Annotated in this window: 10 protein-coding genes; 6 read left to right on the top strand and 4 right to left on the bottom strand. The window is 66.5% G+C overall.

What is annotated here, in order from left to right; translation table 11 throughout:
* Positions 1 to 61: 61 nt before the first annotated feature.
* Positions 62 to 1,204 carry a mannose-6-phosphate isomerase, class I gene (gene manA / locus JOF42_RS08945; RefSeq protein WP_210097542.1) on the bottom strand — a complete coding sequence of 381 codons (1,143 nt, stop codon included), beginning with the start codon at positions 1,202 to 1,204 and terminating at the stop codon, positions 62 to 64.
* Positions 1,205 to 1,292: 88 nt separating this feature from the next.
* Here manA and JOF42_RS08940 point away from each other — a divergent pair, with 88 nt between their 5' ends.
* The 5 genes from JOF42_RS08940 to JOF42_RS08920 all read left to right on the top strand — a co-directional run bounded on the left by JOF42_RS08940 (position 1,293) and on the right by JOF42_RS08920 (position 7,602).
* On the top strand, positions 1,293 to 2,708 hold the full coding sequence (locus JOF42_RS08940; RefSeq protein ID WP_210097541.1) for an O-antigen ligase family protein: 1,416 nt from the start codon (positions 1,293 to 1,295) through the stop codon (positions 2,706 to 2,708).
* Complete coding sequence (locus JOF42_RS08935; RefSeq protein ID WP_210097540.1) at positions 2,705 to 4,003, top strand: O-antigen ligase family protein; 1,299 nt, start codon at positions 2,705 to 2,707, stop codon at positions 4,001 to 4,003. The genes JOF42_RS08940 and JOF42_RS08935 overlap by 4 nt, the downstream gene beginning before the upstream one ends.
* Before the next feature lie 128 nt (positions 4,004 to 4,131).
* Entirely contained in the window at positions 4,132 to 6,042 is a 1,911-nt protein-coding gene (locus tag JOF42_RS08930; protein ID WP_210097539.1) for a glycosyltransferase, read from the top strand.
* Complete coding sequence (locus JOF42_RS08925) at positions 6,039 to 7,001, top strand: glycosyltransferase family 2 protein (protein WP_210097538.1); 963 nt, start codon at positions 6,039 to 6,041, stop codon at positions 6,999 to 7,001. Before JOF42_RS08930 ends, JOF42_RS08925 begins: the two co-directional genes overlap by 4 nt.
* A 4-nt stretch (positions 7,002 to 7,005) precedes the next feature.
* The gene (locus JOF42_RS08920; protein ID WP_210097537.1) at positions 7,006 to 7,602 is read left to right on the top strand and encodes a hypothetical protein; all 597 of its coding nucleotides are present in this window, start codon (positions 7,006 to 7,008) and stop codon (positions 7,600 to 7,602) included.
* 34 nt (positions 7,603 to 7,636) lie between these two features.
* Here the strand turns inward: JOF42_RS08920 and JOF42_RS08915 are convergent, their stop codons facing one another.
* The 3 genes from JOF42_RS08915 to glf are packed head-to-tail and all read right to left on the bottom strand — an operon-like array spanning position 7,637 to position 10,336.
* Positions 7,637 to 8,371 carry an ABC transporter ATP-binding protein gene (locus tag JOF42_RS08915; RefSeq protein WP_210097536.1) on the bottom strand — a complete coding sequence of 245 codons (735 nt, stop codon included), beginning with the start codon at positions 8,369 to 8,371 and terminating at the stop codon, positions 7,637 to 7,639.
* Positions 8,371 to 9,189, bottom strand: coding sequence for an ABC transporter permease (locus tag JOF42_RS08910; protein ID WP_210097535.1), 819 nt, complete (start codon positions 9,187 to 9,189; stop codon positions 8,371 to 8,373). Before JOF42_RS08910 ends, JOF42_RS08915 begins: the two co-directional genes overlap by 1 nt.
* Before the next feature lie 10 nt (positions 9,190 to 9,199).
* The gene (gene glf, locus JOF42_RS08905) at positions 9,200 to 10,336 is read right to left on the bottom strand and encodes a UDP-galactopyranose mutase (protein ID WP_210097534.1); all 1,137 of its coding nucleotides are present in this window, start codon (positions 10,334 to 10,336) and stop codon (positions 9,200 to 9,202) included.
* Between the two features lie 270 nt (positions 10,337 to 10,606).
* Here glf and JOF42_RS08900 point away from each other — a divergent pair, with 270 nt between their 5' ends.
* Entirely contained in the window at positions 10,607 to 12,007 is a 1,401-nt protein-coding gene (locus tag JOF42_RS08900; RefSeq protein WP_210097533.1) for a cell wall-binding repeat-containing protein, read from the top strand.
* The last annotated feature ends 3 nt before the right edge of the window (positions 12,008 to 12,010 follow it).

The raw sequence follows: 12,010 nt of genomic DNA, 5'->3' as shown, positions 1-12,010 counted from the left end.
CCTCAATCAGGTCTTGAAGGTTCTTGAGGCTCGCACGGCGTGTCGCGCACGCCGCGAGGGGTCAGGCCTCCGAGGATGACGGACCGGGCGATGCGACGAACGCCTCACCCTCGCCCGAGAGCGTGAGCTGCACCTCGTCCGCCGTCGCGAAAGCCACTGTGCCCACAGGCACGGGCCTCGCGTCGCCGGTCGTCCCGCCGACCTCGACGTGACCGGCCGTCACGAGCACCATCGTCGGTCCGCTGACATCGACGTCGACATGACCGCCCGTCAGAGCGACACGCTTCAGCGCGAAGTCCGTGACCGGAACCTCGTACTCCGTGACCGCTCCGGCCGTGGACGGTCGCAGCACCGGCACCTCACCCGTCGTGGTGTCGAGGATCGAGAGCAGCTCGGGCACGTCGATGCGCTTGGGTGTGAGCCCGCCGCGAAGGACGTTGTCGCTCGCGGCCATGATCTCGACCCCGAGGCCCGAGATGTAGGCGTGCAGCAACCCCGCGCGCAGGAAGACCGCCTCGCCGCGGCGCAGCACCACATGGTTCATCAGCAACGCGACGACGACACCGGGGTCACCCGGGTACGTGTCCGCGATCGCGGAGACGGCACGCAGCGTGGTCGCCCACTCCCCCGCATCCGACTGCGCAGTCGCACGCACCGACGCAACGACATCGTCGACCTCGGCCTGTGCCTCGCCCGAGAGCAGCCAGCCGATCGTCGCGCGGAGGACGTCGCCCGACGCCGTCAGCCGCGTCGTCAGCTCGGTGACGCCGGTGCTGCCGCCGAGCGCAGCCAGCAGGCGCAGGGTGTCGGGAACCGGGCGCAGTCCGCTGAGCGACTCGAACCGCTCGCTCAGCGCGACGATCAGCTCGGGCTTGTGGTTGTCGTCACGGTAGTTGCGAGTCGGGTCGTCAGCGTCGAGGGACGATTCCCGAGCCCAGCCAGCCCTGGCCTGTTCGATCGTGGGGTGCACCTGGATGGACAGGGGCGACGCCGCAGCGAGGAGCTTGAGCAGGTACGGAAGGGTTCCGTCCGTGACGGCATCCAGTGTCCCGCCGCCCTGCACATCGCTGGGGTCACCGGGATGATCTCCGAACCAGACCTCTGCCTCCGGGCCACCCGCAGGGCTGCGACCTTCGAGGTCGGCGAGGAGCGTCGGCGATCCCCAGGCGTAGTCGCGGGGCACATTGGAGAGGCTGAGCAGCATGAGTCCAGAGTATTGGTAGCGGAAAGTCGTCGTGACGAGCGCCTCGCGCTCAGGTGCGGTGCGAGCTGCGCGCGGTAGCCTGAACGCGATGGCGCACTACACGAAGCATCCGGTGGCCGCCCCGCCCACAGCGCCCGAGCGCGAGTCGACGGGGCATCTTCTGTTGCGCGGGTACATCATCCTCGTGCTGTTCGCGACCTTCGCCCACTCGGCGGTATACAACCTCCTGGGCGAGATCGGCGCCGCGATCACCCTCGTCGCGTTCCTGCTGTCCACCCTTGCGATCGGCATTCCGATGATCGCCCGCAAGCGCCCGAACGCCTTCGCCTGGCGACGGCTTCCCTGGGCGGCGACCGGGTACACGGTGCTCGCGCTGATCTCGATCGCGTGGTCGCAATGGCCCGGAGCCACGATCGTCACCTGGGTGCTGCTCGCCACGGTGACCGTGAACGCCCTCTTCATCGTGCATGTGCTCACGTGGCACGAGATCGTGCGCGCGCTCGCCTCCGCCTTCAAGTGGATCCTCGGCCTCTCCCTGGCCATGGAGCTCTGGGTGGCCCTGGTGGTCCAGACGCCGATCCTGCCGAACTTCTTCGTCCGCCCCGAGGGCGAGGCGAACGCCCACTGGTACTGGGTGCGCGGCAATCTGCTCGACGGCGGCCGCATCCAGGGCATCGTGGGCAACTCGAACCTGTTGGCCATCATCTGCCTCTTCGCGATCATCACGTTCGGCGTGCTGTTCGCCGCTCGCGTTCGCTGGCGTACGACGCTCGCGTTGTGGACGCTGCTCGCCGCGTACTTCCTGCTGCGCGCGGGCTCGGCGACCGCATACGCGTGCGCGGCGGCCGCAGCCGTGGTGCTCGTCGTCGCGCTGCTGATGCGTCGGGCGAAGACCCCGGGCGGACGCACGCGCCTCTACGTCGTGTTCATCGGCGGCGCGGTGGTCGTGAGCGCCCTCGTGTGGCTCCTGCGTGAGCCGCTCTTCGCGCTGCTCGGCCGCAGCGCCGACCTCACCGGCCGGTCCGACAAGATCTGGGACAAGGTGCTCGAGCGTGCGTCGCAGCATCCGATCTTCGGAAACGGGTTCTCGAGTCCGTGGGTGCCGTTCGATCCCGCTTTCGACGGGTGGATCACCGATCACGGCATCACCGTGTTCCATGCGCACAACATGTGGCTCGATGTGCTGCTGCAGCTCGGCGTCGTCGGTGTCATCATCATGGCGCTCGCGTACCTCAGCCTCCTCTGGCGTTCGTGGTTCTTCGCCATCGACCGCCCCCGCTGGGATCTCAAGGCCGATCGCTCGTACTCTGCGATCACCCTGCTGCCCAGCCTCTTCACGATCGTGCTTCTCGTGCAGGGCCTCACGGAGTCGACACCCATCATGCTCTGGGGCTGGATGCTGCTCGTCCTGCTGTCCTTCAAGATCAAGGCCGTGCCGCTCGTCGGCATCGGGGAGCGGGAGCGCGTGATCGAGCGCGGCGAGAGAGCTCGGCGGGTTCCGTGACGCTGACTCGTCGCCTCACCGATCTGCTCGGGTCTGCAGAGTTCGCTCGCGCGTACACGATCGCCGTCCTGACTGCGGTCTTCGCCGCGTTCACGATCGAGCGCGCTGCGTCTCCCGTGACCCTCGCGACGGTGATCGCCGCGCTCTGCGCACTCGGCGCCTGCATCCTGTGGGTGCGACGCGAGGAGCTCTCCCTGCTGCGCATCGCCCCGTCGTCGCTTCTGGCGTTCCTCGTCTGGGCGGCCGTCAGCGTCGTGTGGACCACGGACAAGACCGACACCGTCTTCGGCTGGATCGAGCTCTTCGGGTTCGCCTTCCTGGCCATCACGGTCGGACACATCCGCGACACGCTGCAGACGGTCCGCGCGCTCGGCGACACGCTGAGGATCCTGCTGGTCGTGTCACTGGGACTGGAGATCCTCTCCGGAGTCCTGCTCGACACCCCGTTCACGTTCCTCGGCATCCAGGGCCTGCTCGCAGACGGCGGCCCGGTGCAGGGGATCTTCGGCAGCCGCAACATGCTCGGCTTCGTCACCGTGATCGCCCTGATCACCTTCGTCGTCGAGTGGCGTTCGCAGTCGCTGAACGTCCGCATCGCGGTGCCCTCGATCGCGCTCGCGACTCTGCTGGCCTTCCTGTCCGCGTCCCCGACCGTGCTCGTGCTGGCGGCCGGGGTCGCCGTGGTGGCGACCGCGCTCGCGATCGTGCGCCATGCCCCGGCGGAGCGGCGGACGATCGTGCAATGGGTGCTCGGCGTCCTCGTCGCGCTCGCACTCGCTGCGGCGTTCGCCCTGCGCCATGTGATCATCGCGCTGCTCGATGCGGGCTCGGACTTCTCGATCAGAGCGACGCTGTGGAACACCATCCTCGACTTCGTCGCACTCAAGCCGATCGAGGGCTGGGGCTGGTTCGGTTCCTGGGCTCGAGGCGAATACCCGTTCACCTACATCAACTTCCTGCTCGAGGATCACCATCAGAGCGCGCTCAACGCGTACTTCGACGTGCTGCTGCAGCTCGGCACGGCAGGCCTCGTGCTCTTTCTCCTGTTCGGGGGCATCGCCACCGTGCGGTCCTGGCTCGTCGCGAGTGTGCGGCGTTCCGTCGTCTACGCATGGACCCCGCTCATGCTGGTGACGCTCGCCGTGGAGTCGATGTTCGAGAGCTTCACGATCGTCGGCGCCGGCTGGTTCATGCTCGTGCTGTGCGCTTTGCGCGCGGGGCAGACGAGGTCGTGGCGCGAGAGCATGGACGCCGCGCACACCGGTGCGATCCCGACGTTGCGGCCGGAACGCTGAGCTCGGCGCGGACCGAGGCGGCGCGCTCTCCGCAGATGCCAAGCCGCGCCAAGTAAGCTACTCACTGCTCGTCCAGCGCCGCGGCCGGTGAACGGTGCGCATTGCGCGAACAATCGGAGAATGAACCCTTGGTCCACATCCTGCAGAACGTCGTCTTCCCCCTTGACCGCGACCCCGACCTCCTGCCGCTGTATGCAGACCCCGAGACGTGGTCGGTCATCGAAGAAGAACCGGTCCGGGTCTCCAACCGCGCTCACCTGGGCAACATCCTCGGGCGACACCGTGCACGCATCGTCGCGGGTCGACGGGTCTCGCTCGGCACGTACTTCAACGCCTTCCCCGCCTCATACTGGCAGCACTGGACGAGTGTCCGCCAGGTGCGGCTGACGGTTCGGACGACAGGGCCGGCGACCGTGCTGGTCTACCGTTCGAACGGCAGCGGCATACGCCAACGCGTCGCGACCCAGGAGGTGACAGGCGAGGCATCCACGTCGTTCGACCTCGACCTGACCCAGTACAGCGACGGCGGTTGGATCTGGTTCGACATCGTCGCCGACGAGAAGCACGCGGTCCTCGAAGGGGCCGAGTGGACCACAGAGCAGGAGCCTGCTCGCCTGGGCAAGGCATCCCTCGGCATCACCACGTACAACAAGCCGGACTACTGCGTCGAGACGCTCCGCGCTCTCGCCTCCTCCCCCGACGCGCTGGAGTTCGTCGATCGGATCTTCCTGGTCGACCAGGGCACGCAGCTGGTCGCCGACCAGGTCGGCTTCACGGAGGTCTCCGAGCAGCTGGGTGAGACCCTGCAGGTGATCCGCCAGGCCAACCTCGGCGGCTCCGGCGGCTTCGCCCGGGCGATGCACGAGACCCTGCAGCGCCCCGAGAGCGACTTCGTGCAGCTGCTCGACGACGACGTCCGTCTCGAGCCCGAGTCCCTGCGCCGGTCGATCGTCTTCGGCCAGTACGCGACCACCCCTGTGCTCGTGGGTGGGCACATGTTCGACCTTCTCGACCGCCCCAAGCTGCACGGCTGGGCCGAGGTGGTCGACGAGCACCCGTTCATGTGGCGCAACCTGTATCAGGAGAAGATGCCGCACGACTTCGGTGTCGCCAACCTGCGCCAGTCGCCGCTGCTGCACATGCGGATGGACTCCGACTACAACGGGTGGTGGATGTGCCTGATCCCGCTCGACGCGATCCGCGAGGTGGGCCTGTCGCTGCCCGCGTTCATCAAGTGGGACGACGCGGAGTTCTGCCTGCGCGCCGGTGAGGCGGGCTTCCCCACGGTGTCGATGCCGGGCGTCGCGCTGTGGCACGTCTCGTGGGTCAACAAGGACGACACGATCGACTGGCAGGCGTACTTCCATGCCCGCAACCGCATCGTCGCCGGTCTGCTGCACTCGAACGCCCCTCGTGGCGGACGGCTGCTGACACACAGTCGCCGAGTCGACCTCAAGCACCTGATGATGATGCAGTACTACCCCGTCGCCCTGCGCGCGCAGGCATTGAAGGACGTGCTGTCGGGCCCCGGCCACATGCGGAAGAACCTCGCCACGTCGATGCCGGCCGCGAGGGCTCTCGCGGCCGAGTACCCGGAGACCATCGTCCACCGCGACCCGTCGACCGTGCTTCACGCTCGCCACGGGCGCCAGGTGTACAAGCGCCTCTCGAAGAACGATTACGACAGCCCCAAGGGCCTGAAGCTGCGCTGGTTCACCCTCTCCACACTCGCCGCCCATTGGCTGCACAGCCCGGATCCTGCGAACATCGCGCAGCCCGAGGTGGAGTTCGGCAAGGAGGATGCGCACTGGTGGCGTGTCCCGGTGTTCGACAGTGCACTCGTCAGCGCTGCAGACGGCTCCGGCAAGAACGTCTACACCCGCGACCGTGGCAAGTACCGCCGGATGCTCCGCGACACGATCCGCCTGCACGCACAGCTGAGACGACGCTGGCCCGAACTCCAGCGGCAGTACCGTGAGGCGCTCCCCGAGCTGACGGCCCCCGCTTCCTGGCAGAAGATCTTCGAGGAGAAGGCATGAGCGCGGCGCCCGCTGCATTCGATCCGGCATCGGCGAGCATCGTCATCGTGACCTACAACAGGTCGCACCTGTTGACGGGCCTGCTCGAGAGCATCAGCTCGATGTCACCGAAGCCGGGGCACGTCGTCGTCATCGACAACGCGTCGGCCGACGACACCACCGAGGTCGTCGAATCGTTCCGCCCGCGTCTGGGCACCGACCTCGTCTACCGACGACTCGAGACGAACACAGGAGGCTCCGGAGGTTTCAGCGAGGGGATGCGCACCGCGTACGAGCTCGGCTCCGAGTGGATCTGGATGATGGACGACGACGTCGAGGTCGTCCCCGACGGTCTCGCCAAGATGGGCAAGTGGGCGCCCCGCTTCAAGAGCATCCAGGGACGCCGGTACGACTACGACGGCAGCGAGTTCTACTGGCAGTACAGGATCGCCGAGCGCATGGGAATCCCCATCCCCTTCGCGCCGTCCGGTTTCGACTCGTCGGGCTACAAGGAGATGAACAGCGGATGCTTCGAGGGCATGTTCATCCACCGCTCGATCGTGACGCAGATCGGACTGCCCGACCCCCGGTTCTTCATCTACTGGGATGACCAGATGTACGGCTGGCTGGCCTCACGAAAGACCACAGCGGTCATCGTGGATGAGTTCGTGCTTCGCCGCACGCGCGAGATCAAGCAGTGGGACATGGGCATCCGCCACATGAACGCCTCGAGCAACGCCTACCGATTCTACATCATGCGCAATCGGGCCTACATCAAGCAGTACTACCGAGTGCACGACAACTACAACCCGGTTCTGTTCGGCCTGGGCACCGCGATGACGTTCGCGAAGGAGATCATCCGACTCTTCTTCGTCGAGCGCACCGTACGCGGCACCAGCAACCTGTTCCGCGGACTCAAGGAGGGCGGCCGGATCGGCCGCGACCGCTCCTGGCAGCCGATGGCACCCCTGGAGGCATGACACGATGACCGACGAGCAGCAGCCCGAGCTCCGCTGGGCACCGCTTCCTCCCAAGCCGAGCAACAAGGGGCGCATCTGGCTGATCGTCGGCCTGATCGTGGCCGCGCTCGTGATCGTCGGTGTGCTCTTGTTCCTGTTCCTCCCCCGGGGTGACGCACCGGAGCCCGGCACGACCGCAACGCCCTCGCCCTCCGCGACCCCGACCGCGTCGCCGACTCCCACAGCCGCGCCGACCCCGACGGCCACACCCGATCCTCCCGTGCAGACGGAGGCACCTCCGGTGGCGGACCCGAGCGTCGCGGCATTCCGGAACCAGGTGGGTCCACGCCTGCAGGACGCTGCACAGGGACTCGACATCATCGCCGGCTCCAGCGGGCAGGATGCGGTCTCGATCGTCGACACGTTGCAGGAGGATGCTCAGCGGATCGCCGACACGCCTCCCCCGTCGTCGATCAACTCTCCGTGGAACGACGGCCTGTTCGCATACTCCCAGAAACTCACAGACCTCCGCTCAGCACTCACTGCGGGGTCGAACACCTCGGCCGCTCTGGACGACGTCCGCGCCGCGTTGCAGACGCTGAACGGACTCGTCGGTCTCTGACTGCGCCGCTCGCGCGTCGTCCGGGGCGCGTGGGTCAGGAGTTGTAGTCGGCGTTGTACCGGTCGAGGACATCCGCGATCGGAGCGTCGAGCACGAGCGCGCCCTTGTCGAGGTAGAGCCCTCGCGTGCAGAATCGGCGCAGGTCACGTTCGTTGTGGCTGACGAAGAACAGCGTCCGGCCGTCCGCGAGGAGTTCGTCGATCCGCTTGTAGCACTTCTCCCGGAACGCCTTGTCGCCGACTGCCAGCACTTCGTCGACCAGAAGGATCGGCTCGTCGAGTTGCGAGACGACAGAGAACGCCAGGCGTACCTTCATGCCGTTCGACAGGTGCTTGTAAGGCGTGTCCTCGAAGCCGGCGAGCTCTGCGAACCCGATGATGTCGTCGTACCGACGCGAGACCTCATCGCGCGACATACCGTGCAGACCGGCAGTGAGGCGCACGTTCTCGCGCACCGTGAGGTCTCCGACGAAGCCACCGGTGATCTCGATCAGAGGAGCGACTCCGCCGTTGACCGTGACCGTCCCCTCGTCGCCGAGCAGAACCTTGGCCACAAGGCGCAGAAGCGTGGACTTTCCCTGGCCGTTCCGGCCGACCACGCCGATCGACTCACCCGCCTGCACAGTGAACGAGACGTCGCGCAGCGCCCAGAACTCGCCGGGGCGCGAACGCCGCGATGCTCCTGCGAAGAGGTCCTTGAAGCTCCGCTGCCCCCGGCGGTTGCGTCGGAAGCGGACGCCCAGTCCCTTGACCTCGATCGCGGCCGACATCACAGCTCCTTCAGAACGGGTCGTTCCATGGCCCGGAAGACCCAGATCCCCAGTGCCAGGATCACCAGACTCATCGCAACGCTGACCAGCAGCGTGAACGGGTTCCACTGATCGGGGAAGAACGGCATCCGGTAGAGCATGAAGATCCCGGAGAGCGGATTGAATGCGCCGAGTGTCTGGAACGCCCCGGGAAGATCGGTGACGTTGTAGATGATCGGCGTCGCATAGAACATCGCCCGCAGAATCAGCGCCGTCGTCCGCTCGAGGTCGACGTACAGGACGCACAGGGGGGCGACGAGGAGCCCCAGCCCCACCAGCAGGACCGTCTGGAGGATCATGGCGACGGGCATCCAGAGGATGCCCCAGCCGACCTCGACCCTGAATGCGGGGTTCTGCTCGACGAGCAGGTTGATCACGACGAACGCCGCCAGCACGGGGAGGGAGAACAGGTACTCCATGCCCTTGCTCAGCACGATGCGGTTGACCCAGATCGATCGGGGAATCGCGGTGGAACGGACGAGCCTGGCGTCCTTTTTGAAGGCACGGGTGAAGTCCGACACTGACGCGTTGAACCAGACCCACGGCAGCAGAGCGCTGATCAGGAACACGATGTAGGGCTCTTCGCCGACGTCGCGATGGAAGATCTGCGTGAAGACGAACCAGTAGATCGCGCTCATGACCAGCGGATCGAGCACCGACCACAGATAACCCAGGAGGCTCGTCGAATAGCGGACCTTCAGATCCCGGGCAGACAGAAGCCACAGGGAATGCAGATAGCGCCGGGGCGTCCCGGGCGCCCCGACAGCAGCGTGACTCACGATCCCCAGCTTACGAGAGTGAGTTGTTCCACAGCGACAGCGCCGAGCCGATGGCCATGTGCATGTCGAGGTACTGGTAGGTTCCGAGGCGTCCACCGAAGTGGACGTCCTTCTCTCCCTTGGCGAGCTCGCGGTAAGCCAGCAGGCCATCGCGGTCGCTCGGGGTGTTCACCGGGTAGTAGGGCTCGTCCTCACGGTTCGCGAAGCGGGAGAACTCGCGCATGATGACCGTCTTGTCGGACTCATAGACATCCTTGCGCTCCGGGTGGAAATGCTTGAACTCGTGGATCCGCGTGTACGGCACGTCCATGTCCGGGTAGTTCATCACGCTCGTGCCCTGGAAGTCACCGATGTTCAGCACCTCCTGCTCGAAGTCGAGCGTGCGCCAGCTCAGCGAGCCCTCGTTGTAGTCGAAGTAGCGATCCACGGGACCCGTGTACACGACAGGCAGCTGACCGACGCTCGCCTTCTTGTTCAGCGGCTGCGACTCGTCGAAGTAGTCGACGTTCAGCTTCACCTCGATGTTCGGGTGATCCGCCATCCGCTCGAGCCACGCGGTGTACCCGTCGGTCGGCAGGCCCTCCCACGTGTCGTTGAAGTAGCGATTGTCGTAGGTGTACCGCACCGGCAGGCGGCTGATGATGTCGCCCGAGAGCTTCTGCGGGTCGGTCTGCCACTGCTTGGCCGTGTAGTCGCGGAAGAACGCCTCGAAAAGGGGGCGCCCGACGAGGGCGATGCCCTTCTCCTCGAAGTTCGCCGCCGACTTGACGTCGAACTCCCCCGCCTGGTCGCGCACGAGGGCACGAGCCTGGTCGGGCGTGTACGCCGACTGGAAGAACTGGTTGATCGTGCCGAGATTCACCGGCATCGGGAACACCGTGCCCTTGTGGGTGGTGTAGACCCGGTGCACGTAGTTCGTGAACGACGTGAAACGGTTGACGTACTCCCACACCGTGGCGTTGGAGGTGTGGAACAGATGCGCGCCGTAGCGGTGCACCTCGATCCCCGTCTCGGGCTCGGCCTCGCTGTAGGCGTTACCGCCGATGTGGTGACGACGGTCGATGACCGTGACCTTGCGGCCGGCGTTCGCGGCCCGTTCTGCGATGGTGAGGCCGAAGAAGCCCGAGCCGACGACGAGGAGATCCATGAGAACCATCGTATCGGCGCGTTGCTGTGAGTCTCGGCCGCGCCACCGGACGACTGTCACGCTTTCTGGAGTTCTCGTCGATGTCCGGCATCGTTCACCGATGGCTGGTCGACGATCGCCTCGAGACCGATACACTCCCGATGACGACACGACATCGCCGTCGCGGATCGGCGCTTCCGCGCATCGACCGGTCGAGGCATCTACAGAAAAACCGGGGACTCCATGCCATCTCGCTCGCACCGACGCGGTTCCGCGATTCTCATCGCCGCCGTGACATTCTCGCTGGCGCTTCCGCTCGCCGCCCAGGCCGCACCGGCCGACGAACCCGCACTGCCCGATCTGGAGAGCAGCTCGTCGCTCGAGCCTCGTGACGGCATCTCCTCGCGGTTCCGGCCATCGGCCACCGCGCCAGGGGATCTGGCACGTACACAGACCTCGGACATCATGCCCCTGGCGGCCGCCGCCCCCGCCCGGGTCTCCGGCCTCGTGGCACGTGAGCGGACGTCCACGAGCGCCAGGATCACCTGGTCGGCACCCGCCGACAACGGTTCTCCCGTCACCGGTTACCATCTGCAGCTGCTTCAGGGTGGATCGGTCATCGATGAAGTCGTGTGGTCCACCCCTGCACTCGGTGTGACCGTGCTCGATCTCTCGCCCGACAGCACCTACACATTCCAGGTGGCAGCGGTGAACGCCCAGGGAACCGGAGAGTTCTCGATCCCTCTGGAGTTCACGACCACGCACTCCTCGGTGCAGCGCGTCTTCGGCGCCGACCGCTACGAGACCGCGGTCGCGGTGTCGGCCGATGCGTTCCCCTCCGCCGGGATCACAGCGGCATTCGTCGCCAACGGCCGCAACTTCCCCGACGCTCTCGCGCTGGCCGCCGCAGCGGGCGCGTTGGACGGCCCAGTGCTGCTGACACCCGCCGCATCGCTGCCGGCGTCGACCTCACGCGAGATCGACGCGCTGGAGCCGGGCTGGGCTTTCGTCGCCGGCGGACCCGCCGTCGTCAGCGAGAACGTCATCAATCAACTACGGCCGTCGACGACGGAGGGCGCCTATCGCGTCGGCGGTAAGAATCGGTACGCCACCGCCGCGGCGATCTCGGGGTTCTGGGACTCCGCTCCTCCCCGCACGATCTATCTCGCCAGTGGGACGAACTTCCCCGACGCTCTCGCCGGAGCCGCTGCCGCAGGTTTCGTCGATGCACCGATTCTGCTGACGACCCGCGATGTGCTTCCCGCCGACACGGTCGCCGCTCTCAAGAAGCTCCATCCGGCGAGGATCGTCGCGCTCGGAGGGTCGGGTTCCGTCAGCGATGCGGTTCTCAAGCGCGCGCGCCTCTCCACCGGTGTCACGACGACCACCAGCCGACTCGGGGGCAGCACCCGCTACGACACCGCGGTGTCTGTGTCGAAAGCAACCTTCACCAAGGCTCGAGTTCCCGTCGTGTACGTGGCGAGCGGCCTGAACTTCGCCGACGGGCTCACGGGCGCGGCAGCCGGAGGAAGCCTGGGAGGCCCGGTGCTGCTGACCCGGCCCGCCGAGATGCCGGCCGCGGTGCTCGCGGAGATCGATCGTCTCGACCCTGTGCGCGTCGTCGTGCTCGGAGGACCGACAGTCGTCAGCGACCGAGTTCTCTCCCAGATCACCACCGTGCTCGACGAGTGACAT

This window comes from Microbacterium phyllosphaerae (assembly GCF_017876435.1).
Taxonomy (GTDB): Bacteria; Actinomycetota; Actinomycetes; order Actinomycetales; family Microbacteriaceae; genus Microbacterium; species Microbacterium phyllosphaerae.
This window is presented reverse-complemented; position numbering and strand designations above follow the sequence as displayed.

Excerpts from the sequence above, each read along its gene's own strand:
- manA (WP_210097542.1), bottom strand. The coding sequence starts at position 1,204 with ATGCTGCTCAGCCTCTCCAATGTGCCCCGCGACTACGCCTGGGGATCG.
- JOF42_RS08940 (WP_210097541.1), top strand. The coding sequence starts at position 1,293 with ATGGCGCACTACACGAAGCATCCGGTGGCCGCCCCGCCCACAGCGCCC.
- JOF42_RS08925 (WP_210097538.1), top strand. The coding sequence starts at position 6,039 with ATGAGCGCGGCGCCCGCTGCATTCGATCCGGCATCGGCGAGCATCGTC.
- JOF42_RS08920 (WP_210097537.1), top strand. The coding sequence starts at position 7,006 with ATGACCGACGAGCAGCAGCCCGAGCTCCGCTGGGCACCGCTTCCTCCC.
- JOF42_RS08915 (WP_210097536.1), bottom strand. The coding sequence starts at position 8,371 with ATGTCGGCCGCGATCGAGGTCAAGGGACTGGGCGTCCGCTTCCGACGC.
- glf (WP_210097534.1), bottom strand. The coding sequence starts at position 10,336 with ATGGATCTCCTCGTCGTCGGCTCGGGCTTCTTCGGCCTCACCATCGCA.